The organism is Pseudomonas sp. EGD-AK9 (genome assembly GCF_000465935.2).
In the GTDB taxonomy this organism is placed as follows: domain Bacteria; phylum Pseudomonadota; class Gammaproteobacteria; order Pseudomonadales; family Pseudomonadaceae; genus Aquipseudomonas.
Map to the genome: position 1 here is coordinate 1 of NZ_AVOF01000229.1, position 24,955 is coordinate 24,955.

At 62.7% G+C, this 24,955-nt stretch carries 19 protein-coding genes and 2 pseudogenes; 10 read left to right on the forward strand and 11 right to left on the reverse strand.

The features are described 5' to 3' along the window. Both N878_RS28950 and N878_RS11755 read left to right on the forward strand, forming a co-directional pair. Positions 1-404 (forward strand): annotated as a pseudogene (locus N878_RS28950) (catabolite repressor/activator); the annotation flags it as partial. 268 nt (positions 405-672) lie between these two features. After that, a complete protein-coding gene (locus N878_RS11755; RefSeq protein WP_021443851.1) occupies positions 673-1,452 on the forward strand; it encodes a TatD family hydrolase in 780 nt (259 codons plus the stop codon). Between the two features lie 224 nt (positions 1,453-1,676). Here the strand turns inward: N878_RS11755 and N878_RS11760 are convergent, their stop codons facing one another. From N878_RS11760 to N878_RS11775, 4 genes are all read right to left on the reverse strand, one after another. After that, the gene (locus N878_RS11760; protein ID WP_021443852.1) at positions 1,677-3,707 is read right to left on the reverse strand and encodes a methyl-accepting chemotaxis protein; all 2,031 of its coding nucleotides are present in this window, start codon (positions 3,705-3,707) and stop codon (positions 1,677-1,679) included. A 327-nt stretch (positions 3,708-4,034) separates the two neighbouring features. Then, a complete protein-coding gene (gene ampE / locus N878_RS11765; protein ID WP_021443853.1) occupies positions 4,035-4,868 on the reverse strand; it encodes a regulatory signaling modulator protein AmpE in 834 nt (277 codons plus the stop codon). 12 nt (positions 4,869-4,880) lie between these two features. Next, the gene (gene ampD, locus N878_RS11770; protein WP_021443854.1) at positions 4,881-5,429 is read right to left on the reverse strand and encodes a 1,6-anhydro-N-acetylmuramyl-L-alanine amidase AmpD; all 549 of its coding nucleotides are present in this window, start codon (positions 5,427-5,429) and stop codon (positions 4,881-4,883) included. Between the two features lie 203 nt (positions 5,430-5,632). Continuing rightward, entirely contained in the window at positions 5,633-7,915 is a 2,283-nt protein-coding gene (locus tag N878_RS11775) for a DUF1631 domain-containing protein (RefSeq protein WP_021443855.1), read from the reverse strand. A gap of 306 nt (positions 7,916-8,221) precedes the next feature. Here N878_RS11775 and nadC point away from each other — a divergent pair, with 306 nt between their 5' ends. From nadC to N878_RS11795, 4 genes are all read left to right on the forward strand, one after another. After that, complete coding sequence (nadC, locus tag N878_RS11780; protein ID WP_021443856.1) at positions 8,222-9,070, forward strand: carboxylating nicotinate-nucleotide diphosphorylase; 849 nt, start codon at positions 8,222-8,224, stop codon at positions 9,068-9,070. A gap of 134 nt (positions 9,071-9,204) precedes the next feature. Further along, a complete protein-coding gene (locus N878_RS11785; protein WP_031303069.1) occupies positions 9,205-10,515 on the forward strand; it encodes a nucleotide sugar dehydrogenase in 1,311 nt (436 codons plus the stop codon). Between the two features lie 129 nt (positions 10,516-10,644). Then, positions 10,645-11,802 carry a glycosyltransferase family 4 protein gene (locus N878_RS11790; RefSeq protein WP_031303070.1) on the forward strand — a complete coding sequence of 386 codons (1,158 nt, stop codon included), beginning with the start codon at positions 10,645-10,647 and terminating at the stop codon, positions 11,800-11,802. Then, positions 11,799-12,962, forward strand: coding sequence for a CDP-glycerol glycerophosphotransferase family protein (locus N878_RS11795; RefSeq protein ID WP_021443859.1), 1,164 nt, complete (start codon positions 11,799-11,801; stop codon positions 12,960-12,962). The genes N878_RS11790 and N878_RS11795 overlap by 4 nt, the downstream gene beginning before the upstream one ends. Here N878_RS11795 and N878_RS11800 read toward each other — a convergent pair. From N878_RS11800 to N878_RS11825, 7 genes are all read right to left on the reverse strand, one after another. Further along, positions 12,940-13,344: an adenylyltransferase/cytidyltransferase family protein gene (locus N878_RS11800; RefSeq protein WP_031303071.1), complete on the reverse strand. Its 405-nt coding sequence runs from the start codon at positions 13,342-13,344 to the stop codon at positions 12,940-12,942. The two genes, N878_RS11795 and N878_RS11800, sit on opposite strands and share 23 nt — an antisense overlap. A 1-nt stretch (position 13,345) precedes the next feature. After that, positions 13,346-14,305, reverse strand: a complete 960-nt coding sequence (locus tag N878_RS26810; RefSeq protein WP_218186843.1) for a glycosyltransferase family 2 protein — start codon at positions 14,303-14,305, stop codon at positions 13,346-13,348. Between the two features lie 108 nt (positions 14,306-14,413). Next, positions 14,414-15,349, reverse strand: coding sequence for a glycosyltransferase family 2 protein (locus N878_RS28380; RefSeq protein ID WP_156350876.1), 936 nt, complete (start codon positions 15,347-15,349; stop codon positions 14,414-14,416). Between the two features lie 72 nt (positions 15,350-15,421). Further along, complete coding sequence (locus N878_RS11810) at positions 15,422-17,122, reverse strand: ABC transporter ATP-binding protein (RefSeq protein WP_021443862.1); 1,701 nt, start codon at positions 17,120-17,122, stop codon at positions 15,422-15,424. Next, on the reverse strand, positions 17,119-18,036 hold the full coding sequence (locus tag N878_RS11815) for a glycosyltransferase family 2 protein (protein WP_021443863.1): 918 nt from the start codon (positions 18,034-18,036) through the stop codon (positions 17,119-17,121). The genes N878_RS11810 and N878_RS11815 overlap by 4 nt, the downstream gene beginning before the upstream one ends. A gap of 1 nt (position 18,037) precedes the next feature. Further along, entirely contained in the window at positions 18,038-19,912 is a 1,875-nt protein-coding gene (locus tag N878_RS11820; protein ID WP_021443864.1) for a hypothetical protein, read from the reverse strand. A gap of 79 nt (positions 19,913-19,991) precedes the next feature. After that, on the reverse strand, positions 19,992-20,408 hold the full coding sequence (locus N878_RS11825; protein WP_031303074.1) for a pilin: 417 nt from the start codon (positions 20,406-20,408) through the stop codon (positions 19,992-19,994). Positions 20,409-20,631: 223 nt separating this feature from the next. Here N878_RS11825 and pilB point away from each other — a divergent pair, with 223 nt between their 5' ends. The 4 genes and pseudogenes from pilB to N878_RS11845 all read left to right on the forward strand — a co-directional run. After that, positions 20,632-22,335, forward strand: a complete 1,704-nt coding sequence (gene pilB, locus N878_RS11830) for a type IV-A pilus assembly ATPase PilB (RefSeq protein WP_021443866.1) — start codon at positions 20,632-20,634, stop codon at positions 22,333-22,335. Between the two features lie 2 nt (positions 22,336-22,337). After that, on the forward strand, positions 22,338-23,558 hold the full coding sequence (locus tag N878_RS11835; RefSeq protein ID WP_021443867.1) for a type II secretion system F family protein: 1,221 nt from the start codon (positions 22,338-22,340) through the stop codon (positions 23,556-23,558). Then, complete coding sequence (locus tag N878_RS11840) at positions 23,558-24,427, forward strand: A24 family peptidase (RefSeq protein WP_021443868.1); 870 nt, start codon at positions 23,558-23,560, stop codon at positions 24,425-24,427. Before N878_RS11835 ends, N878_RS11840 begins: the two co-directional genes overlap by 1 nt. Positions 24,428-24,647: 220 nt before the next feature. Continuing rightward, positions 24,648-24,955: pseudogene (locus tag N878_RS11845) on the forward strand (apolipoprotein N-acyltransferase); the annotation flags it as partial.

Genomic DNA, 24,955 nt, shown 5'->3' on the forward strand with positions numbered 1-24,955 from the left:
AAGCCCGCGAACGCGGCTTTCGCCAGGCGCTGCAAGGGTTCGCCGGGCGCATCAGCGTGCTGCACGGCGAGCAGTTCAGCCGCGCCAGCGGCCAGCGCCAGATGCAGGCGCTGCTGGCCGAGGCCGGCGCCCCCGACGCCCTGCTCACCACCGCCTACGTACTGCTCGAAGGGGTGCTCGACGCCCTGCGCGAACGGGCGCCGCAAGCCTGGCCGGCGCTGCGCCTGGCCACCTTCGGCGACACCCAGTTGTTGGATTTTCTGCCGCTGCGGGTCAACGCCATGAGCCAGCAGCACGAGCGCATCGCCGAACGGGTGCTGGCCTGGGCGCTGCAGGCGGTGGAGCAGGACGACTACCGCCCCGGCATCGAGGCCATCGACCGCAGCTTCAAGGCGCGACTGTAGAGCCCGGAGAAGACGCCGGTAGAAGCCCGCTGGCGGGCGATCGAGCACAGATCGCCGGCCAGACCAGGCGCCCCGCAGCTCCTAGGATCAAGCCACGCCGATCAATAAACGACCAGCCGAGACAATGCCACGCCGGCTCTGCGCCGGCGCCATCGGCGCACAACTTATACACAGCTTGCTGCACCGTTACTGTGGGTTAAACGATTGAATCGGCTGGCAAATTTCTGCGCGCCTGGCATCTGTCGGACAAATCGCCGATGCTTGCTCCATGCGCCTGATCGACACCCACACCCACCTGGACTTCCCCGACTTCGACGCCGACCGCGCCGAGGTGCTGGCGCGCAGCCGCGCCCTGGGCGTCGAGCGCCTGGTGGTGCTCGGCGTGTACCAGGCCAACTGGCAACGGCTGTGGGATCTGGTGCAGGCGCAGAAGGGCCTGTACGCCGCCTTCGGCCTGCACCCGGTGTATCTGGAGCAGCACCTGCCCGAACACCTGAGCGAACTGCGCGCCTGGCTGACGCGCCTGGCCGGCCATCCGCGGCTCTGCGCGCTGGGCGAGTTCGGCCTGGACTACTACCTGGACAGCCTCGACCGCCAGCGCCAGCAGGCGCTGTTCGAGGCGCAGCTGGCGCTCGCCGCCGAGTTCGAACTGCCCGCCCTGCTCCACGTGCGCCGCGCCCATGCGGCGACCATCGCCACCCTCAAGCGCTTTCGCCTCAAGCGCGGTGGCATCGTCCACGCCTTCGCCGGCAGCTACGAGGAGGCGCGCGAATACCTCAAGCTGGGCTTTCGCCTCGGCCTCGGCGGCGCCGCCACCTGGCCGCAGGCCAACCGCCTGCGCAAGGTGCTCACGCAACTGCCGCTGGCGGCCATGGTGCTGGAGACCGACGCCCCGGACATGGCCCCGGCCATGCACCCGAACCAGCGCAACAGCCCCGAATACCTGGCGGACATCTGCGCCGAGCTGGCGGCGCTGCGCGGTATCACGGCCGAGGAACTGGCCGCGGCCAGCAGCCGCAATGCCTGCGAATTGTTCGGCTGGACTTAAAACGCCGTAGGAGCCAGCGTGCTGGCAAGGCTAGGCGCCCCGCAGCACCCATGGGGGGCACTGTCGTTGTAACCCGAATGGAATCCGGGCTCAGACGCCAAACCATCCCGGATTGCGTCCGGGCTAAGACTGGTCGTGGGTTAGCTCGAATATCCGTAGGAGAGGCTTTAGCCGCGACTACAACCGCTGAAAGCTCGCCGCTAAAGCACCTGCCACACGCGACCCTACACCCGAAACGCACCGATCAGTTGCTTGAGCCGCGAGACCAGCTCGCTCAGCTCGCGACTGGCCTGCTCGGTCTGGCTGGCGCCGGCGGCGGTACGTTCACCGGCGTGGTTGATCTCGACGATGTTCTGGTCGATGTCGTGGGCCACCGCGGTCTGCTGCTCGGCGGCGGCGGCGATCTGCTGGTTCTGGTCGACGATCAAGCCCACCGCGCCAAGGATGTTCTCCAGCGCCTGCTGCACCTTGGCCGATTCGCTGACCGTGCCATCGGCCATCTGGTGGCTGGCGTTCATCGCCTTGACCGCCGCGCCGACACCGCCCTGCAGCTTGGCGATCATCGACTCGATTTCCTCGGTGGACTGCTGGGTGCGCTTGGCCAGGTTGCGCACCTCGTCGGCCACCACGGCGAAGCCGCGGCCCTGCTCGCCGGCACGCGCCGCCTCGATGGCGGCGTTGAGCGCCAGCAGGTTGGTCTGCTCGGCGATGCCCTTGATCACGTCGAGCACCTGGCTGATCGAGGCGCTGTCGCTGGCCAGCTGGTTGATCACCGCCACCGACTGGTCGATCTCGCCGGCCAGACGCTGGATGGCGCCGACCTGGGTCTCGACCAGGGCGCGGCCGCTGACCGTTTCCTGGTTGACGCTCTGCGCGCTGCCCACCGCGGCGGCGGCGCTGCGCGCCACTTCCTGGGCAGTGGCGGACATCTGGTTCATCGCGGTGGCCACCTGCTCGATCTGCGCGCGCTGACCGGCCACCGCCTGGTTGCTCTCGCCGGACACCAGCTCGACGCGGTCGGCCTGGCCCTCGACTTCGCCGACGGTGTGGCCGACCCGCTCGATCAGGTCGTGAATACGCACCACGGTCTGGTTGAACACCTGGCCCAGTTCACCCAGTTCGTCGTGACTCTGCGCCTGGAAGCTCACGGTCATGTCGCCGGCGGCGACCTTTTCCATCACCTGGCCGAGGGTCTTCAGGGTGGAGCGGGTGGAGACGTAGAAGCCGGCGTAGAGGTAGAGAATCAACAGGAACACCACTACCAGGGCCGCCACCAGCAGCACCATCTGCGCGCGGTTGTCGTTCAGGCGCTCGCTCAGCTGGCTGTCGAGGAAGGCCAGCAGGCCGTCGTTGAAGGCGTGGGTCTTGGCCATCTGCTGGCTGACCTGGTCGTAGAATTGCGCCCAGGGCGTGTCCAGGCTGTCGGCGATGATCACCTGATCCTCGAACAGCACGGCGCTGTCCTTGAGGGTCTGCCGGCTGGCCTCGGCCAGGCTGCCCAGGCCGTTCTGCGCGGCGACATTGCCGGCCAGCGCTTCCTGCAGGTTGAGGCCGTACTCGGCGTGCAGCTTCTCCAGTTGCAGCAGCAGGTCGTCGAACTTGGTGCTGGCCGCGGAGTTGAGGAAGCCCTGGCCCAGGGAGTAGGAGCCGATGGCCCGGCCCTGGCTGAGCACATCGGTGACCTGCGGGGTGACGTTGGCGATCAGCTCGGTGATCTGCCGCACCTGCCGCTGCGGGTCCTGGCTGAGCCCGGCCTGGCTGGCCACCAGCTTGATGAATACCTGGGAGGAGCCGAGCAGCTTCTCGACTATCACCGTCTTGCTCTGCAACGAGGTCTCGGCCTCGGCGCTCTTCAATGCGGCGAGCATCTCGTCGCGCTTGGCAACGAACTCGGCGGCCTGCTCGGCATCGCGCACCACCGGCTCGAGGCCTTGCAGGCCGGCGTCGAGCGCCTGCTGCAACTGCTTGATGCGCCCCTCCAGATCGCCGGCCTGACCGGACTGGCCGATCATCGCGTTGATCTGCACCAGGTCGTTGAGGTTCTCCAGATCGCGGCGCAACTGCAGGCTGTCGCCGAGCAACTCGAGGCTTTCCAGTGCGCTCTGGGTGCCGACGAACTGGCGATAGGAGTCACGCACCAGGTAGAAGTTGGTGACCAGCATGGGCAGGAAGAACAGAACGCTGATCAGGCTGAACTTCATGCCGAAGCTGAGGCGATTCATCAGCGCGATGGCCGGATACAACACGGTCTTCACTAGACGTCTCCAGTTGCCATTATTGTTATGAGTGTTGCCTGGACCGCCGCCGAGCCTCTCATGGGCTGACGACGGCGTCCTGTGCAGCCCGATCTGTATGTGAGTAGGCGCCGTCTATACAGGCAGGCAGTGAGACGGACATCACGAAAACAGGATCGACCACGGCCTCCTATATACCCGTTATCGACGCCGATCTCTGTAACTTAAGGTTAAGCGTCCGTCCCTGGGGGATTAGACCCACCATCCGTCGCCTGGATTAGCCGCCGGCGTAATCCGGGCCATGCAACCGCCGCGGATTTCGGGTTCCGCGTTGATCGCCGATTGCGCTCAGACCAGCAGCACCCACAGGGCGTAGCCGGCGTACCAGACCACCGCGGCGCGGATCAGCAGCTGCCAGAGCTGATCCAGGGTATCGACGCCCGCCTCGCCCAGCACCGGCGCCGGCATTTCCCCGGCGGCCCGCCCGGCCTTGATCACCAGCTGCGCCGCGGAAATGTCCCAGCTGAGCAGCTCGTGCAGCAAGGCACGGCTGACCGCGACGAAATTGCCGACCAGGGCGAAGCTGGAGGCCAGTACCCGCGCCGGCAGCCAGTCGAAGGCGTGCCGCAGCTGCACCGCGCGTTCGCGCATCGCCGGCTGCTCGGCATGTTCGGCGCAGAGCGCCAGCAGGCGATAGGCCAGGGCGGCCATGGGCCCGAGCAACAGGTACCAGAAGATCACCGCGAAGAAACTCTGGTAGGCCTGCCACAGCAGATGCCCCTGCACCTGCTGCAGGAGTTCGGCGCCCTCCTCCGGCTGCAGCGCCAGGTCACGCTCCACCACGTGGTAGGCCGCCTGCCCGTCACCGCGGCGCCAGGCGTCGCGAAACGGCCCCAGCGCGGTCAGCAGATCGCCCCGTCCCAGGCTGTAGATCAGCACCAGCAGGTGCACCGGCAGCGCCAGCCAGCCGTAGGCCACCGGTTCGAGTACCAACAGCACCAGGCCCAGCGCCAGCACCGGCACCAGCACCAGCGCCGCCAGGCACAACCAGGGCGCCTGCTGCAGGCTGCCCTGCTGCAGCCGCTGCAACTGGGCCAGCCAGGGGCCGTCCTGCTGGATGCGCAGGCGCCAGGCGGAAAACTTCTCGACCCACAGCACCAGCAGAATCACCAGAAAACTCATCGTACTTCTCCTTTAATCCTTGAGCGCGGCGTGCAGACGCGACCAGTCGAAGGCCGGCCCCGGGTCGGTCTTGCGCCCGGGCGCGATATCGCTGTGGCCGCGAATGCGCTGCGCCGACAGCGCCGGGTAGGCGGCCAGCAACTGGCGCGTCAGCTCGCCCAGACAGGCATACTGGGCATCGGTGTAGGGCTGCTCGTCGGTGCCTTCCAGCTCCACGCCGAGGGAAAAATCGTTGCAGTTGTCGCGCCCCTCGAACCAGGACTGCCCGGCATGCCAGGCGCGATCCAGGCAGGAGACGAACTGGGTCAGCGTACCGTCGCGCTCGATGAAGAAATGCGCGGAGACCCGCAGCGTGGCGATCTCGGCATAGAAGGGATGCTCGTCCAGCGGCAGGCGGTTCTGGAAGAACGCCTGCACCTTGCCGGTGCCGAACTGCCCGGGCGGCAGGCTGATGTTATGCACCACCAGCAGCGATACCTCGCCGCTTGGCCGCGCATTGAAATTCGGCGAAGGGCAATGGCCAATGCCCTGGAACCAGCCGGTGGAGGGATCAAGCTGCATGGGGCGCTCCTGAACGAGGCCCCACTCTAGAGCAGCCAGCCGCAGCGGCCAAGGGCGCGCAAGGATTGGAAAAGATTCGGCCCGGAAATCGGGCACGCGGCTTCGTAGTCGTAGGTTGGGCTGAGGAGCCCGCGACGAAGGCCAACAGCGGCGCACGCCGCATCAGCATCACCAGGGCCACATGAGTGGCCCGGCAGAACGCCTCAGGCGTTCTTCAGCTTGCGCAGATTGCCGATCACCGACTCCAGGGCGCGGTCGAACAGCAGCGCGTCGTCGAGCAGGCGAATGGCGTTGCGCCGGAACTCCACGGCCAGGCCGGTGCGGGTCTTCTCCAGCACCTTCATGCCGGTGCGGTTGACGAAGACGAACTTGCCGGTGGGCTTGATGATCGCAGCCAGCTTGCAGCGCAGCTTGTGCTCGTCGTCTTCCTGAAACTCGACCCAGCTGCCCACGCGCAGGTTGTCCACCTGCAGCAGCGCCTCGTCGTCGTCCGGCAGCGCCACCTCCGGCTCCTGCGGGCGGGTCTGGCCAGGCGCCAGGAGCACGATCTCCTCGACCACCTCGACCATCGCCGGTACGTCGTCGGCCGCCTCGGCCGGCGGCAGTTCCAGCAGTGGCGCCTCGATAGCGGCGTCGGCCTGGGTGCTCGGCACCTCGCCGACTTCGACCTCCGCGACCGCGCGCTTGAAACGCTGGAAGGCCTGCACGTGCAGCATCTCCAGCTGGCTGAAGAACTCGCTGGTGGAGAAGGGATCGAAGGCCGCGCTGGCCATCCCCTCGCGCAGCGCCTTGAGCAAGCCGGGCACCAGTTCCAGCAGGCGCAGGCGCGCCTCGGGATCTTCGTGCGGTGCCACGCTCCAGACCAGGTCGTCCATTGTCTGCAGAGCGGCCTGCCATTCCGGCGAATGCACGCCGTGCTTGAGGCAGGTGAGCATCAACACCTTGCTCCAGGCCTCCTGCAGCAAACGCACCACCACCTCGGGCAGGGTCTTGCCCAGCAGCCGCTCGTTCAGTGCATGCTCCACCTCACGGCGGGCCAGCTCGGCCTTGGCGCTGCCTTCCTCGGCATCGCGGGTGCGCTGCTCGAGCAGCTCGCTGCGCCGACGCTCGTCGCCGGTAAAGGCCATGAACTCGGCGAGCAACTCGGAGAAGATCGCCGGATCGTCGACGAAATCGTTGAGCAAACGCTGCACCACCTGCTCGATCTTCTGATACAGGCTGTCGCGCTGGGCGTCGCCCTGATCGCCCCAACCCAGGGCCGCCGAGGCGATCTCGTTGAGCAGCCGGCGTGCCGGGTGGCTGCCGCGGCTGAAGAAGGTCTTGTCCAGCACCGCGACCTTGAGCATGGGAATCTGCAGGCGGCCGATCAGCGCCTTGAGCGAGTCGGGCAGGGTGCGGTCGTCGAGGATGAACTCGAATAGCATGGACACCAGGTTGATCACGTCTTCGTCGACTTCGCCAACCACGCGCGCCTTGCCGCTCTTGGCGCTGGCGCGCACCAGCAGCTGTTCGAGCTGATCGCGCAGGTCGAAATCGGCGACGCCGACCTGCGCCGGCGCGCGCTGCTGCATGTGCGACAGCAGGCGCATCAGGTCGTTGCTGGAAATCGGCAGCGCATCGGCCACCTGGGCGCGCCTGGGCATCGCCGTGCCTCGTACCTGGGAGAGCAGCTCCTGCAGGGCGGCGAACACCTCACGCACGCCCTCGTCGGCCCCGTCCAGCAGCGGAATGCTTTCTTCGCCTGCGGCATGCGCGGAGGCGGCCGCACGTTGCGGCCGCCGCGGCAACGCGGACTTGAGTTCAGGTAGTACGCCGACCGCCACCAGGGTCTGATTGGCTTCGGCATAAAGCTGATCACAGCCGCCTAGCACGTACTTTTCGAACAGCTTGAGGATTATCAGCTTGACCTTGATCTCCACACCCAGGCTGCTACAAGCGTCGAGGAAGCAGGCACTGAGCAGGGCTGGCCCGAGCGGGTTGCCCTTGTCGTCGAGTTTCTTGCTGATCACCGCATTGAGGCGCGTGGTGAGGTGCCCGAGGGCGACGCCGTCGCGGCTCATCACCTTGGCCACCATGGCATCCAGGGCCACGGTTTCTTCCAGCTCGTCATCCTGCACCAGGCTCAGGCTGTCGAACGACGCCGTGTCCAGCGCCGGCTGCGGCTTGCCGATCTCGTATTGGTTGAGGTTGGAGAAGGCCTCGAAGACCTTCTGCAGGAAACCGCGCTCGATATTCTTGCGCTTCAGGCGCAAGTCGCGCATGGCTTCGAAAAAGGCGTTCTGCTCGACATTGCTGGTCGCCCGGTCGGCCATCTCGAAGAGGCTGTCGTCGGCATTCTCGAACAGACTCTGCAGGCTCTGCCTGAGCTGTTGCGCGGCTTTGTCACGCACCTGGATCAGCGCCACGGGCAGTCTTCCTACCGGCGATGTTGGCGATTGCGCAGCGGCGGCCTTGTTCAGGGGCACCACCTTCGCGTCGGTTTTCATTTCAATCTCCTGCAGACTGCCCGCACTTGGGCCATCTGGTCTGCACAGCATCAACCGAGCGTCATCCGTAACATCAATAAAATGGCGTCAAAAAATCGAAAAGCAAAGGCATTATAGAGCGCTCGCACCCCGAACCAAGCCCATTCTTCCACTTCCATGAAACCGCTCACAAATGCGACCCCGACACGCCCAACGACTGCCATCGACCGCTGGGCGCATAGAACAGCGTAACTGTCGAAACGCCAGCACGCTGCACCGATGGTCGGCTGCCCCTATAATCGCCGCACCCCTGACCCGGAGCCGACCATGCCCAACCTGACCCTCGCCGACCTCACCGCCGAAATCGAGGCCAATGTTCGCCGCGCCCTGGCCGAGGACATCGGCAGCGGCGACATCACCGCCCAGCTGATTCCCGCCGAGCGCCTGGCCAGCGCCCGCGTCATCACCCGCGAGGCGGCGGTGGTCTGCGGCACGGCCTGGGTCGACGCGGTGTTCCGCCAGCTCGACCCGCGCGTGGCGGTGCACTGGCAAGTGCAGGACGGCGACCGGGTCAGCGCCGAGCAGACCCTGTTCAGCCTCGAAGGCCCGGCCCGCGCCCTGCTCAGCGGCGAACGCAGCGCGCTGAACTTCCTGCAGACCCTGTCGGCCGTCGCCACCCGCTGCCGCCACTACGCCGACCTGGTCGAAGGCACCACGGTGAAGCTGCTGGACACTCGCAAGACGCTGCCCGGTCTGCGCCTGGCGCAGAAATACGCGGTGACCTGCGGCGGCTGCCACAACCACCGCATCGGCCTGTACGACGCCTTCCTTATCAAGGAAAACCATATCGCCGCCTGCGGCGGCATCGCCCAGGCCGTGGCCGCCGCCCACCACATCGCTCCGGGCAAGCCGGTGGAGGTGGAAGTGGAAAACCTGGAAGAACTGCGCCAGGCCCTGGCAGCCGGCGCCGATATCGTCATGCTCGACGAACTGTCGCTGGCGGACATGCGCGAAGCCGTGCGCCTGACCGCCGGCCGCGCCAAACTGGAGGCCTCCGGAGGGATCAACGACAGCACCCTGCGCAGCATCGCCGAGACGGGCGTGGACTATATCTCGCTGGGCACGCTGACCAAGGACGTGAAGGCGGTGGATCTGTCGATGCGATTGATGCTTTAGGGCCGCGCAGCTGCCTGCGACCGAGCTGTGGCAAATCGGTCGATGAGGTCACAAGCGTGACCGAGCACGCTGCATCCGTTTCTTTCATTCTGGCATCATGCCTGACCGAAGCCTCCGTAAAATCGAGCACTCCCGTGAACGAAGCACTAACCCGACTGCGACAAAAAACTACCTCAGGGAGCGCGATCATTGGCATCTATGGCCTTGGCTATGTAGGCCTCCCCTTAGCTCTGCGCTTTTGCGAAGTAGGCATGAAGGTCATCGGCTTCGACATCGATAGCCAGAAGGTCGACACCCTCAACGCCGGACAAAGCTATATCGAGCGGCTGACGCCACGGCGCATCCAACTGGCCTTGGCGCAAGGGCTGGAAGCCACTACCGACTACGCCCGTACCGATGAAGTCGACGCGCTGATCATCTGCGTCCCTACTCCGCTCGATAATCACCGCGAACCGGATCTGAGCTTCGTCATCCGCACGGTGGAGGCAATACTGCCGCACTTCCGTCCCGGCCAGCTGCTCAGCCTAGAGAGCACCGCCTGGCCCGGCACCACGGACGAGGTGCTCGCCCCCCGGCTGGAGGCTAAAGGCTTCGTACCAGGGCACATCTGCGCGCTGGTGTTCTCTCCGGAGCGTGAAGACCCGGGTAATCCGGACTACGGCACCCAGGACATTCCCAAGGTAATCGGCGGCATGACGCCAACCTGCTTGGAGCTTGGCCAGGCACTCTACCAGCATGCCATTCGCACCCTAGTTCCGGTCAGCAGCACGCGCACCGCGGAAATGACCAAGCTGCTTGAGAACATCCACCGCGCGGTGAATATCGGCCTGGTCAACGAGATGAAGATCGTCGCAGACAAGATGGGCATCGACATCCATGAGGTCATCCACGCCGCCGCCACCAAGCCCTTCGGCTTCACGCCCTATCGACCGGGCCCCGGCCTGGGCGGGCACTGCATTCCCATCGACCCGTTCTACCTGACCTGGAAGGCCAAGGAATACGGCATCAATACCCGCTTTATCGAACTGGCCGGCGAGATCAACCACTACATGCCGCACTGGGTGGTGCAGAAAGTGGCCGACGCGCTCAACGAACAGGGCAGGGCCATCAAGGGCAGCCGCATTCTCGTGCTTGGGCTGGCCTACAAGAAGAACATCGACGACACCCGCGAATCTCCAGCGGTGGAGGTCATGGATCTGTTGCAAGCCAAGGGTGCCCACATCGACTACAGCGACCCGCACGTGCCGGTATTTCCACGCAAGCGCGACTATCGCTTCGACTTGCAGTCCGTGCCGTTGACTGCACAAAGCCTTGCGGGCTACGACTGTGTGGTACTGGCCACCGACCACGACCAGTTTGACTACGAACTGCTGCAGCACCAGGCATGCCTGATAGTGGACACTCGAGGCCGACTGCCTAGAAATGCCCGGGTCATTGCAGCCTGAGCACCGCGAACTTCCCCCTTTAGCCATGCTCCCAGGATTGCTTTTGCTTGCCTCGCCTCACAGGCGAGGCAAGCCCGGCAAACGATCAAGGTTGAGCAGCCTGCAACGCGCCAGCAAACGAGGCAATTGATGACACCGAATCGCCCCCGAATCCTGCTGGTAACTCGCAACCTGCCGCCACTGGTAGGAGGCATGGAACGCTTGAACTGGCATATCGCCGATGAACTCTCGCGCCGGGCAGAGGTGCGGGTGATCGCTCCCGTCGGCTCGGCCGCCCTGGCGCCCGGAGCGGTAGAGCTGACAGAAGTACCACTACGGCCACTCTGGCGTTTCCTCCAGGCATCGGCGTGGCAGGCGGCGCGCAGCGCTCGCGCCTGGAAGCCGCACATCGTACTGGCGGGTAGCGGCCTGACGGCCCCTGCCGCCCTGCTGGCGGCTAGCGCGACCAACGCCCGCGCCTGCGTATATCTGCACGGCCTGGATGCCGCCGTAAAACACCCCCTGTACCGTGCGCTATGGCACCCGGCCATCCGGCGAATGGAAACTGTACTCGTCAACAGCCAGCCCACTGCAGACCTGGCCCGCTCGCTGGGCGTGGAGGAGGAGAAACTGCGCATCGTGCATCCAGGCGTGCACATTCCGAACTCAGCGCAAACCTCGGCGTCGCTGCAAGCCTTCCGGCAACGCCACGGCCTGGGCAATGCGCGCGTCCTGCTGTCCATCGGCCGCCTGACAACCCGCAAGGGTCTTCGCGAGTTCGTGCAGCACGCACTGCCTGCTATCGTGCGTAGCGCCCCTGACACGATGCTGGTGGTCATCGGCGACGCCCCTGCCGAGTCGCTGCACGCCAGCGTGCAGAGCCGCGAAAGCATCCAGGCCGCAGCCGATGCAGCGGGCATCGGACAGAACCTGCGCTTTCTTGGCGTGATCACCGATGCGACGGAACTGGCCTGCGCCTACGAATGCGCCACCTTGCACGTCTTTCCGGTACGCGACCTGCCCGGCGACCCCGAGGGCTTTGGCATGGTGGCCATCGAAGCGGCAGCGCATGGCCTGCCAACTGTTGCCTATGCCACCGGCGGAGTGACTGATGCAGTAAGCCAGCACAGCGGCCGACTCGTGCCTCCTGGCGATACAAGGGCGTTCATCGCAGCGGTTACGGACCTGCTCGAACACCCCATGCCAACGCCTCCCATCAGCGAATTCTCGCGCCAGTTCGCCTGGCCTCGCTTCGGCGAACGCATCCGGGGCGCACTGATGATTACCCCAGCCAAGGACAACCGGTGAAGATCGACAAGCAACGCCCGGCGCACTGGTGCCAGCTGATCGCCTTCGCCCTGCAGGCCCTGCTCGGCCTGCTGCTCCGTGCACTCCTGCGCAAGTCCGCCATCGTTCTCTACGGCCACAAGCTCAACGGCAACCTGCTGGCGATCTACAAGCGCTGCCCCGCCGCAGTCTTCCTCAGCATGGACCGGGCCTATTGTCGCGAGCTGAAAGCGCAGGGCATCCGCTGCCAATGGGCCTGTGCATTCGCAGCCGCATCGCTGCTGGCACGTGCCCATGCCATCATCAGCGACCACGGACTACACAGCCTGGAAGTGCTTCTCCCCGCCTACCGCCGAAGCGGTCTGAAATGCTTCGATGTCTGGCATGGCATTCCCTTCAAGGGGTTCGATGCAGACGACTTCCACCTACAGCATCGATATGACGAAATCTGGGTAGCCTCCCCCCTGCATCGAAACCTCTATGTCGAGCGCTACGGCTTTGATCCCGACCAGGTAGTGCTCACCGGCTATGCCCGTACCGATGCGCTGATACGACCATGCCAAAACAACGCTGAGCTCCGCGAGGGATTCGGCCTACCCCAGCATGGCACGCTGATTCTCTTCGCCCCCACCTGGGCACAAGACACCCGGGGGCGAAGTCTCTTTCCATTCGGACATGACGAGGCCGAGTTCCTCGAAGCGCTGTCAGACTTCGCCCAGAGGCACCAGGCCACCGTTCTTCTGCGCACCCACCTCAACAGCGGCAGCCAGGCGCTAGGGAGCTACCCGAACGTACTGTGCCTGCCCAGCAGCCTGTGGCCGGATACGGAAAGTATTCTGCTGGTAAGCGACGTACTGATCTGCGACTGGTCTTCGATAGCCTTCGACTATCTCCTGCTCGACCGCCCAACGCTCTTCCTGGACGTACCGCCCCCCTTTCGCAAGGGCTTCTCGCTGGGCCCCGAGTACCGTTTCGGCCCTGTCATCAACAGTCTGCCGGAGCTTCTTGAGCAACTGGCAAAGGCCTTGGAAACAGGTCAGGACTATTGGCGCGAACATGGCGCACGGCATCGGTCCATGCGCCAGGCGATCTATGGGACATGGGCCGACGGGAACGCCACCCAGCGCTGCCTGGCGCGCCTCGACGCCTATCGGCGCATTACAGGCGAATCTTCTCGATGATCGCCGTGGTGGATACCGCCGGAGTGCGCTCGAAATAGACGACCCTGCAGACGTCGGCGAACTCATCGAAGCGCCCTCGCCAGTCATCCCCCATCGCCAGCACATCCGCACCATACTCGGTCAGATAGTGCCGCTTCAGCTCCAGCGACTCCTCTATAAATACGGCGTCCACGCAACGCAACGCCGCTACCAGCTGGAGTCTCTCCTCTTGGGGAAAGACCGGCGCCCGTCCCTTCTTGCTGATATTCAGCGCATCGCTGGAAACCCCCACCACCAGGCGAGCACCCAGCGCGGCAGCACGCTCCAGAATACGCAGGTGACCAACGTGAAAAACATCGAAGGTGCCGAAGGTCAATACCGTGCCCGCAGGCCTCATCTTCATGTCACCGCCCTCCCGGACTACGACTAGAGCCACCATGACGCAGGCGATGCAGCTGGTAAGCGAGATGCCTGATGAGCCGGCTGGGCAAGATACCCAGCGCTGCCGGGTCGAGAACGAGCTGTCTCATGGCCGAGAGGAGCCGCCCACTGCGCAGATGCTGTGCCACAGAGTACAAGGTCTCGTTATGCCGCAGAGACTCGATCTTGCGCTTGAAGGCGGCCTGGACGTCATTCGACCAGCCTTCCAGTGCAGCACAAGACTCGATGCATTCGCGCATCTGCGCCGCTCCAGCCTTGGCAGTCGCGGACCCCGGCTGAACCCGATACAGATACAGAGGCTCCGGAAGATAGCGAAAGCCCACACCCGCCAATGCCAGGTGAAGAAAATACTCGGCGTCTTCACCAAAGGAGCGGTTCGAGTGGCGTAGACCGGCTTGACGAATGAACGCGAGAGGAATCAGAGGTTGCATGATGAGGCGCGGAGAACTTACATAATTCTCAATATGAATATCACGTCGCTCTGGCCCATTACCACCGAAAGCATTGTTACCGTGAACCCGACGCCAAGGCACCAATTTTCCTGCTACAGAGTGGCAGGTCATTATGTCGTCAAAAACCAACCGATCGGGTGCATCCTCTACCGCCCTCAGCAAACGCTCAAGACGCTCCGGCAACCAGACATCATCCGCGTCAATAAATGCAACCCAAGGCGCAGAGGCTTGCTCAATGGCCCGATCTCGACTAGGCCCAGCCCCTAGATTACTTGGGTTACGAATAAATTTCAGGCGAGGATCGTCAATAGCCGCTAACAACACAGGCGTGGCATCAGTCGAAGCGTCGTCACACACGATCAGTTCCAACTCGCCCATACTCTGAGCCAATACCGAACTCACTGACTCCAGCAGAGTATCGGCTGCGTTGTAGGCTGGCATGATTACGGAAACAACCGGATGGCTTTTCAAGGATCAAAACCCAACCCAAAAAAACAAAACCCAAAAAATAAATACACAACTAAAGCACTGACAAAACCAACCACCATGACGGGACAGGTGCCAACTCTATCATCACATTCACCTACACCTTCCAGACTCCACCTCAACCACGCGCAAACCCTCTCGCCAAAAAACGTTTCCAACAACCTTAGCCACGAGAAGCCCAACAGACAGAGGTAACGCGGAGAAAAGCGCGCCACAAGGCCCCTCCCCCCTATTCCTCACAACAAAAACAGACGCAATAAAAAATCTCTTAATGTTTCTTGCAACCAGGAAAAACCTACCCCTGCCACAAGTCATTTTATAGTATAAAAACTCTCGCCCCCCGCGAGCGTACTGATCCCGAAGCGCATCAACAATCCTATCTGGATAATGATGCATTGTGACTACGCCATTTTCGATATTAGCCCCAACCCTAGAGCGAATCCTTTCATTAAAGAGGCTATCCTCCCCAATTCTTACGCCTTCCTCAAAAAAACCAAACTCATTGAAAATACTGCGCGCATAGGACAATCCGTATGGCAATGCAATTCTTGCTCTCATCCCAGGTATTCGCTCTGGATGCGTTATCAGATACGAAGCCCATGAAACAATATTAACCTTACCTCTTCGCGGCGCAGGAAGCAGCGATGACGCAGAGACCAACCTCGTCTTATGCAGCAACACCCTTTGCTCGCACCAACCCTCTGGGGCAATGCAATCTGCAGCTAAGAAAGACACAACAGGAGCACAAGTATTTTTTATCCCCAAATTACGTGCCCCACCAGGAAAGCACTTCGTTTCCGACTCTATTAGAATGACAAAGTCAAGAAAATCGGACAACACTGACTCCAACGAACCGCGCCCAGTATTAACAACTGCAATCTCTGCAAGATCGGCACTCTTCAAAACCGAACTAACGGCATGCCATGCGAGAGGATCAGAATCCACCGACATAACGACAACAGCGATTTCTGGCTTTGCCGGAACTTTCTTCCCGACTCTAACCCTCACAGAGACATCAACATCCCGCATACAGACCCTCGCCACACAGCCACTCAATCTCTGCCGCCGCAACAAATCGCCTACCTAAACGCCCCAACACAACTACAAAGCGACTGAGCGCCCACGCCCCAAGGGAATCTCCTGATGCGAAATAAAAACAATCGTCTTAGAACTGGACATATCCATGATGTCCCGACTCAACTCTTTCGCTGTTCCTGCATCTAAGGCGCTAGTAGCTTCATCTAGCAACAATACCGGCGGATCACGATAAAGCGCCCTCGCAATACCAATCCGTTGCCGCTGTCCGCCCGATAGCCGAATGCCGCGCTCACCGACGAAGGTGTCATAGCCATCAGGTAACTCATGGACGACAAAATCGTGGATCTGAGCTGCGCGCGCCGCGCGCTCTACAGCAGCCCTATCGATCTTCCCGGGCGGAACACCAAACGCGATGTTCTCGGCAACGCTGGCATCACTTAAATAGATATGCTGCGGCACATAGCCGACGGCACGCTGCCAGTTGGCCAGATTGGCCGCGCTTACCGGCACGCCATCCACGCTCAGGGTGCCTGCCTGGGGGGACAGCAGGCCCAGCAGCAGATCCATTACCGTGCTCTTGCCGGCACCGCTCTTGCCCACGATACCGACACTGCTATTGGCCGGGATCACCAGGTTGAAATCGTCGAGCACCGGTTTGTCCGGCGTAGCCGGATAGGCGAAACGAATTCCTTCCAGACGGATTTCCCGCTGCGGCGCCAGCATATCGCTGGCTTGGGTTTCGGCCGCCGCCGGAAGCATCAGGTCGCGGTGAATCCCGTCGAGGGCCGGCGAAGAGAACTTCAGCTTGGCGAACCCGCGATAGACGATCTGCGCCGCAGGCAGCAGGCGATAGGCAGCAAAACCGTACAGCCCCAATGCCGGAAGCACGTGGGCGACGTCATTGGTTCGCAGCAGCAGAACCAGAGCGATCAGGATCAGGCCGCTGTAGCCGACCGCTTCCACCAGATACAGCGGTGTCTGGCTCAAGGTGTCGTTGCTGGCCAAGCGGCGAGAATAGAGCCGCGATGCGCGATCGAAACGCGCCATGTAAGCAGCCGCGCAATGAGTGATCTTGACATCCTTGATGCCGCCCAGAGCCTCGTTGCTGGCCTGGTAGCGATCACGATTGGCAATCATTCGTTCCATTCCGGCGCGTGCCAGGTGTGTTCTCACCAAGCCGTAGATCGCGCCATACAGAATCGCCACCCCCAGCAAGACTGCCAGCGCCATCCACGGGTCGTACCAGACGATCAATAGGCCCATCGCCAGGATCACAGCCCCCTGAGCGAACATCTGGGCGAGCGGCTGAACCAGGTTGAACAGCAACTGGTCGGTTTCCGAGAGGATGTTCTTGGCCAGGTCGGCTGAGTTCCGGCTCAGAAAAAACTCGTAGGGCTGACCCAGGTAACGTGCCAGCAGCCGACTGCTGATCGAATGCCGCGTCAAATGCACGAAGCGGTTGAGTGCATGCAGAGTCAGGGTCTTGAACAAGGACGAGACAACGACCAGGACGATGGACGCCACGCCGAGCGCAACGATGAAGGTCCGTTCGCCGGAATAGCCCCAGGCGTCGTAGACCCAGCTCAGCCAGGCATTCTCATGAATGATTTCAGGGCGCCCGAGCACCGACAGGAACGGCATGATGGACAGGACCCCCAGGGTCTCCAGCACGGCCATGGCGACGACCAGGGCCAGTACCCCCAGCCCCTTGCGCTGTTCGACAGGTGTGAACAGGCTCCAGAGCTTGCCGAGCGCCTCGATCATCCCGGCATATCCTCTCCGGCCCGCCCGGGGCACTCACTGTCGCCCACACCGCCCGACTCCCGGTACATCAATGCCGTGATCTGCTCGGAAATCAGGCCCATCAGGAACACCATCACCGATCCGGTGTACAGCAAGGCGCTCATATTGGTGAAGCGGCCGACATTGACAAAGGTGTAGCCATACCAGCCGGACGCCAGCAGGAACATCAGCAGAGCCACCGGCGCGAAGAGTTTCAGGGGCGAGTACAAGGTGCCGATTTTGAAGATGATCAGCAGGAAGCGGGCACCGTCCCGCAGCAGCCGGATATGGCTCTTGCCGATACGCCTGGCGGCGTGGATCGGCTCGTAGGCCACCGAGTAGCCGGCGCGGAAGAACGCCATGGTGCTGGTGGTCGGGTAGGAGAAGCCGTTGGGCAGCAGGTAGAGGAACTCACGGAACTTGTTTGCCCGGACGGCGCGAAAACCGGAGGTCAGATCAGCCACCTTGTGCCCGGTCATATAGCTGGCCAGGCGATTGTAGAAGCCGTTGGCCACTCCGCGCCCCAGGCTAGCCTGTGAACCATTCTGCCTGGCGCCCACTACCATGTCGTAGCCTTCTTCCAGGCGTGCCAACAGGGCAGGAATATCGGCCGGGTCATGCTGGCCGTCGGCGTCCATGAACACCAGGATGGCCCCCCTGGCGGCCCTTGCCCCGCTCTTGATGGCCGCACCGTTTCCTTTCGAATAGGGGTGACGAACGCAGGTGGCGCCATGTTGCTCCACAACCTCGGCAGTACGATCAGTCGAACCGTCGTCCACGACGATGATCTCAATACCGCAGTAGAGCGTCTTTAGAGCCGGCAGCAGCCTGGCCAACCCGGCCTCCTCGTTCTTGGCCGGGATCACCACGCTAACGGATGCTTTATTGCTGCTCATGTCACAAGTCTTCTTCTATTTGCTGGCGTACATCCAGTGCCTGCTGCTTCAGAAATTCCCTGGCGTTGGGGTTAGCCAGTAGCTCGTCGAGAATCTGCAGAGCAGGAGCAAACTGGCGCTGTCCGGCCAGGAGCCTAGCCTGATATACCGCTACGGCGGGATCTGGCACCCTCTGCCGAGCAATGCGGAACTGCTCGAGACTCTGATCGGTGGCCCCCTGTACCAGGCGGATCTCGCCACGCAATTGCGCCATGTGGCCGGCGATGCCGCTGTGCCTGATACGTCGATTGTCCAGCGCCGCCGCTATCAGGGATTCAATGTGTTCAATGGTCAAGGCCTGGCAATCGCCTGCCTGCGCACGCTGCCAAAGATCACCCAACAACTCGTACAAGCGGAAGTCCAGCCGTGCATCGCGCAGACTCTTCAGCAACTCATCCCAGTCCAGTTGTGCCATCGTTCCTCTGGAGGCACACACTCGACTGATGGTCTTGAGCTTGAGGTAGGGATCATCAGGAAACAGTTCAACGCTGCGCCAGAGGAAGTACTCGCCCGCCTCCTGATTGCCTGCGGCGAACAACACGGCGAAGGCATTCTCCTGGGCGCGAGAGGACTCCGGCAACTGCTCGGCCCAAAGCACGGCACGCGCCTGCGGGTCACCCCAGAACGCTGCCCGCTGTTGCAACAAGACAGCCAGCAGCACCAGCACCAGAACGGTCAGCACGTACCCTCTGGCGGCGCGCCGAGTCAAACGCGCAAGCCCCCATGCCAGTACCAGCGCCAGGCCGGCGCTGGGCAAGTAGTTACGATGTTCGAATACCAACTCAAGGGGGATCGTCGTGCCTTCCAACAGATGTCCGGCGTAGAACCAGAGCACACCAAAAGTCAGCAGCGGGCAAGAGCGTCTGCCCCAGAATGCAAGACCAAGCAAGGCGGCGTGAACCACGGCCCAGAACTGCGTGCTCGGAGAACTTAGGAACTCCCGAACCACCGGATAACCGTCGTAGAACAAACCCGGGGTGATGACCTTCGGCAGCAACAGATGCTGCAGGTAAAGGCCCCATATGCCGATCTGGGTAAGCAGGCGCTCGCCCAGATCGAAGGGCCGGCGCTCGAAACCGGTCGGGATCAGCCCCCGGTAAGCCAGATACAGCCATACCACCAGACTGGGTAACCAACAGCAGATCAGTAACCAGCTTTTGAGTGGACGGCTGCGTTCGCCAGCGTTGCGTCCGAGCAACCACTCCACCAGTAAAAGGCTTTGCGGAATCAGGATGGCGTTTTCCTTGGAGCCCAGCGCCAGCAATGACGCCCCGCCGAGAGCAGCAGTCCAGCCGGCGGCGACCTTCAGGCGCTGCTGCTGCAGAGCAAGGCGCAGAGGCAAGTAGCAGCAGAGCGCCAGCAGAGTGAACAGCGCCGACAACTGGGTCATGCGCTGCACGGCATAAAGCACGGTCGAGACATGCAGCGGATGCAGAGCCCAGCAGGCGGCAGCGAGCAGAGCTATGAGACCGGCCTGGGAGATGCCGGCCCCCACCAGCAACCAACGCAGGAACAGGGCCAGTAGCAAACAGGTAAGCAGGTGAATGGCCAAGTTGGTTGCCAGAAAGGGCAACGCCGCCGTGGGCCAGGTATCGGCATTGAGCAGGAAACTCAACTGGGCGACGGGGCGACCGGTCGGCCCGGCGCGAAATCCAGTCTCCAGGTAGGCAATCACTTCGCCCCAGGAATCGATGCGCCCCCAGTGGCCGAGGGGAGCTATGGAGCCGTGGTCGTCCAACACGAAGCCTGCACTCAGGCCGGGCCAGTAGAGCAACGGCAACAGCAGGCCTAGCAGAGCCAGGCCGATCCAGAAATGCGGAGGACGGAAGCGGATCATCTAGGCTCGATGTGACGAAATTGCTAAAGGCATAAAAAAGTCGCCCCGCGGGGCGACTTCTCTGCATGGCTGCGGCTAATTAGCGGCAGTTGGCTGGACGGTATTTATCGTCCACGTCGCCGCCAGTGCAAGTCCAGGTGATGCCGCCAGCGGAAGTAGTCGGGGACAGCTCGATGGTAGAACCATCAGCAACACCAGCTGCAGCCTTGTAGTTGATGGTGATCAGGCCGTCAGCGATATCGATACTGGAAACATAGTCAGTATCCGGACTGCTGAAACCCGCAGCAGCATTATCGGCCGGATAGGCGTTCTTGGACATGGCATGCTCGGAGACGCTGGTCTTGGCCGAGGAGGCCAGGGTCAGGCCTTCGGAAATCTTGGAACGGGTGGTGTAGTCCTGATAGGCCGGCAGGGCGATGGCGGCCAGGATGCCGATGATCGCTACCACGATCATCAGTTCGATCAGGGTGAAACCCTTCTGCATTTGAGCTTTCATTCTTTCTCTCCTAGATATGGTTAGGTCCATCGACCTGTGCATGGTAATGCACTCAACGTGCCAATTCGCCAAGCGGCCCAATTCCCGCATTTCAGCCAAGCGGCCGACACCCCAGGAGGGCCATGAAAGACATAAGCTGCCAATTTTCGTCACCTTACGAAGCCTCGTTTGGCACCCTACAGGCAACTAAGTTATAAGGCAGGCATTGTTTGTGGAGCGCCCGATGAACGAAAACATAACCTTGTCGGGCCTGGCCCGGCAGATGGTGCTGGCTGAGCTACTGGATGAGAAGGCCGCCCTACAGGCCCAGCAGCAGGCCCAGCGCAACAAGCTGTCGCTGGTCACCTACCTGGTGCAGAACAAGCTGGTAAGAAGCCGCGACCTGGCCGAGTTGTCTGCCGAGCAGTTCGGCGTCGCCTTTCTCGACCTCAACACCATCGACCGGGACAGCCAGCCCCGCGACCTGGTCAGCGAGAAACTGATCCGCCAGCACCGCGTGCTGCCGCTGTGGCGCCGCGGCAACAAGCTGTTCGTCGGGCTGTCCGACCCGACCAACCACCAGGCCGTCACCGACGTGCAGTTCAGCACGGGCCTCAATACCGAGGCGATCCTGGTCGAGGACGACAAGCTCGGCGACGCCATCGACAAGTTCTTCGACAGCGCCGCCACCGGCCTGGAGGAACTGGCGGACGTCGACCTGGACGGCCTGGATGTCGAATCCGTCAATGACGACAAACAGGAGGACGGCCCCGGCGGCGATGCCGACGATGCACCGGTGGTGCGCTTCGTCAACAAGATGCTGCTCGACGCCATTCGCGGCGGCTCCTCGGACCTGCACTTCGAGCCCTACGAGAAGGTCTACCGGGTGCGCTTTCGTACCGACGGCATGCTGCACGAAGTGGCCCGCCCGCCGATCCAGCTGGCCCCGCGCCTATCCGCCCGCCTCAAGGTGATGGCGGCGCTGGATATCTCCGAGCGGCGCAAGCCGCAGGACGGCCGGATCAAGATGAAGATATCCAAGACCAAAGCCATCGACTTTCGCGTCAACACATTGCCCACGCTGTGGGGCGAGAAGATCGTGATGCGGATTCTCGACCCCACCAGCGCGCAGATGGGCATCGACGCGCTGGGCTATGAGCCGGAGCAGAAGGACCTGTACATGGCCGCGCTCAAGCAGCCGCAGGGCATGATCCTGGTGACCGGCCCCACCGGCTCTGGCAAGACGGTGTCGCTCTACACCGGCCTGAATATCCTCAACACCGCGGACGTGAACATCTCCACCGCCGAAGACCCGGTGGAGATCAACCTGGAGGGTATCAACCAGGTCAACGTCAACCCCAAGCAAGGTCTGGACTTTTCCCAGGCGCTGCGCGCCTTTCTGCGCCAGGACCCGGACATCATCATGGTCGGCGAGATCCGCGATCTGGAAACCGCCGAGATCGCCATCAAGGCGGCGCAGACCGGGCATATGGTGATGTCGACCCTGCACACCAACAGCGCCGCGGAAACCCTCACCCGCCTGCGCAATATGGGCGTGCCCTCGTTCAATATCGCCACCTCGGTCAACCTGATCATCGCCCAACGCCTGGCGCGCAAGCTGTGCACCAGTTGCAAGAAGGAAATCCAGATACCCCACGAGACCCAGTTGGCAGAAGGCTTCCCCGAAGAAAAGATCGGCACCTTCAAGCTCTACGCCCCGGTTGGCTGCGACAATTGCAAGGGCGGTTACAAGGGCCGCGTCGGTATTTATGAAGTGGTTAAAAACACGCCCAACCTGCAGCGGATTATCATGGAAGACGGCAACTCCATCGAGATCGCCGCGCAGATGCGCAAAGACGGCTTTAATGATCTACGCACCTCGGCCCTGGTGAAAGCCATGCAAGGCGTGACCAGCCTCGAGGAAGTCAACCGCGTGACCAAGGATTAACCATGGCAGCAAAAGCGCTCAAGACCAGCACCTTCAGCTGGGAAGGCAAAGACAAGAAGGGCGCCACCGTCAAGGGTGAGATCAGCGGCCAGACCCCGGCGCTGGTCAAGGCGCAGTTGCGCAAGCAGGGCATAAACCCGACCAAGGTGCGCAAGAAGTCGGCCTCTCTGTTCGGCGGCGCCGGCAAGAAGATCAAACCGATGGACATCGCCCTGTTCACCCGGCAGATGGCGACCATGATGAAGGCAGGCGTGCCGCTGCTGCAGTCGTTCGACATCATCGGCGAGGGCTTCGACAACCCCAACATGCGCAAGCTGGTGGACGAGGTGAAACAGGAGGTGGCCGCGGGCAACAGCTTCGCCGCCTCGCTGCGCAAGAAGCCGCAGTACTTCGACGAGCTCTACTGCAATCTGGTGGAGTCCGGCGAGCAGGCCGGCGCCCTGGAAAGCCTGTTGGACCGTATCGCCACCTACAAGGAAAAGACCGAGGCGCTCAAGGCCAAGATCAAGAAGGCGATGAACTACCCCATCGCGGTGATCGTGGTGGCGATCATCGTCTCGGCCATCCTGCTGATCAAGGTGGTACCGCAGTTCGAGCAGGTGTTCGCTAACTTCGGCGCCGAGTTGCCGGCCTTTACCATGATGGTCATAGGCATCTCCCAGGCCCTGCAGGAATGGTGGTTCATCATTCTGCTGCTGATGTTCACCGCCGCCTTCGCCCTCAAGGAAGCGCACAAGCGCTCGCAGAAGTTCCGCGACTGGGTCGACCGTTCCGTGCTGAAGCTGCCGATAGTCGGCGACATCCTCTACAAGTCCGCGGTGGCGCGCTTCGCCCGCACCCTGTCGACCACCTTCGCCGCCGGCGTGCCACTGGTCGATGCACTGGATTCGGTGGCCGGCGCCACCGGCAACGTGGTGTTCAAGAACGCCACCAACAAGATCAAGGCCGACGTGTCCAGCGGCATGCAGCTGAACTTCTCCATGCGCAGCACCGGCACCTTCCCCAGCATGGCGGTGCAGATGACCGCCATCGGCGAGGAGTCCGGCGCGCTGGACGAGATGCTCGACAAGGTCGCCAGCTTCTACGAGGAAGAGGTCGACAATATGGTCGACGGCCTCACCAGCCTGATGGAGCCGATCATCATGTCGGTACTGGGCGTGCTGGTGGGCGGTTTGATCATTGCCATGTACCTGCCGATCTTCCAGCTGGGCGCCGTGGTCTGATGCCGCTGTTCGAGTTCCTGGCCAGCCATGCGCTGGCCTTTTCCCTGTGCGCCGGCCTGCTGGGCCTGTTGATCGGCAGCTTCCTCAACGTGGTGGTCTACCGCCTGCCGCAGATGATGCAGCGCGACTGGCAGGCCCAGGCGCGCGAGGTGCTGGAGCTGCCGCCGGCGCCCAAGGCGCAGACTTTCAACCTGGTTCTGCCCAATTCCAGTTGCCCCAGCTGCGGCCATGAAATCCGTCCCTGGGAGAATATCCCGGTGCTCAGCTATCTGCTTCTGCGCGGCAAGTGCTCGAACTGCAAGGCACCGATCGGCAAGCGCTACCCGCTGGTGGAACTGGCCTGCGGCCTGCTTTCGGCCTACGTCGCCTGGCACTACGGTTTCACCTGGCAGGCCGGGGCCATGCTGGTGCTGACGTGGGGGCTGCTGGCCATGAGCCTGATCGATGCCGACCACCAGCTGCTGCCCGACGACCTGGTGCTGCCGCTGCTGTGGCTGGGGTTGATCGTCAATTACTTCGGCCTGTTCACCAGCCTGGAAGACGCGCTGTGGGGGGCGATTGCCGGCTACCTGAGCCTGTGGTCGGTGTACTGGCTGTTCAAGCTGATCACCGGCAAGGAAGGCATGGGCTACGGCGATTTCAAGCTGCTGGCCATGCTCGGCGCCTGGGGCGGTTGGCAGATTCTGCCGCTGACCATCCTGCTGTCGTCGCTGGTCGGCGCGGTGCTCGGGGTGATCATGCTGCGCCTGCGCGGCAGCGACGCCGGCACGCCGATCCCCTTCGGCCCCTACCTGGCCATCGCCGGCTGGATCGCCCTGCTCTGGGGCGATGCGATTACCGGCAGCTATCTGAAGTTCGCCGGGTTCTAGCCGTGGGGTGAGCCGCGCGCACCAACCAGCCGGTTCCGCCAGAGGCCTAGGCCGGACAGGCCGCCAGGCTTGTCCAGCGCGGAACCGGCAATGGTGGACAAGGCGTCGTCATGTCCACCCTACCCATTCATGCAATTGCCTTCGCTTGTGGCTTGAGGCTTGCCGCTAGCGGCTCCCTACCCCTACCCTTGCGCCACCCGAATCCAAGGACTTGCCCATGTTGCAATGGATGACTCGCCCGGGCTGGCCCGGCCACCTGCTCGCACTCGGCGCCGGCGCCCTCACCCCGCTGGCCCTCGCCCCCTTCGATATCTGGCCCCTGGCCCTGCTGTCGATCGCCCTGCTCTACCTGGGCCTGCGCGAGCTTCGCCCCGGCCAGGCGGCGCTGCGCGGCTGGAGCTATGGCTTCGGCCTGTTCGGCGCCGGCACCAGTTGGGTCTACGTCAGCATCCATGACTACGGCGCCGCCTCGCCGGCGCTGGCCGGTTTCCTCACCCTGGGCTTCGTCGCCGGCCTCGGCCTGTTCTT

Bases quoted from the DNA above. Each gene is read 5' to 3' on its own strand.
- N878_RS11800 (WP_031303071.1), bottom strand. From the start codon at position 13,344: ATGAAGATGAGGCCTGCGGGCACGGTATTGACCTTCGGCACCTTCGAT.
- ampD (WP_021443854.1), bottom strand. From the start codon at position 5,429: ATGCAGCTTGATCCCTCCACCGGCTGGTTCCAGGGCATTGGCCATTGC.
- ampE (WP_021443853.1), bottom strand. From the start codon at position 4,868: ATGAGTTTTCTGGTGATTCTGCTGGTGCTGTGGGTCGAGAAGTTTTCC.
- N878_RS11840 (WP_021443868.1), top strand. From the start codon at position 23,558: ATGCCGCTGTTCGAGTTCCTGGCCAGCCATGCGCTGGCCTTTTCCCTG.
- N878_RS11835 (WP_021443867.1), top strand. From the start codon at position 22,338: ATGGCAGCAAAAGCGCTCAAGACCAGCACCTTCAGCTGGGAAGGCAAA.
- N878_RS11775 (WP_021443855.1), bottom strand. From the start codon at position 7,915: ATGAAAACCGACGCGAAGGTGGTGCCCCTGAACAAGGCCGCCGCTGCG.
- N878_RS11815 (WP_021443863.1), bottom strand. From the start codon at position 18,036: ATGAGCAGCAATAAAGCATCCGTTAGCGTGGTGATCCCGGCCAAGAAC.
- pilB (WP_021443866.1), top strand. From the start codon at position 20,632: ATGAACGAAAACATAACCTTGTCGGGCCTGGCCCGGCAGATGGTGCTG.
- N878_RS28380 (WP_156350876.1), bottom strand. From the start codon at position 15,349: ATGCGGGATGTTGATGTCTCTGTGAGGGTTAGAGTCGGGAAGAAAGTT.
- N878_RS11790 (WP_031303070.1), top strand. From the start codon at position 10,645: ATGACACCGAATCGCCCCCGAATCCTGCTGGTAACTCGCAACCTGCCG.
- N878_RS11820 (WP_021443864.1), bottom strand. From the start codon at position 19,912: ATGATCCGCTTCCGTCCTCCGCATTTCTGGATCGGCCTGGCTCTGCTA.
- nadC (WP_021443856.1), top strand. From the start codon at position 8,222: ATGCCCAACCTGACCCTCGCCGACCTCACCGCCGAAATCGAGGCCAAT.
- N878_RS11825 (WP_031303074.1), bottom strand. From the start codon at position 20,408: ATGAAAGCTCAAATGCAGAAGGGTTTCACCCTGATCGAACTGATGATC.
- N878_RS11755 (WP_021443851.1), top strand. From the start codon at position 673: ATGCGCCTGATCGACACCCACACCCACCTGGACTTCCCCGACTTCGAC.
- N878_RS11810 (WP_021443862.1), bottom strand. From the start codon at position 17,122: ATGATCGAGGCGCTCGGCAAGCTCTGGAGCCTGTTCACACCTGTCGAA.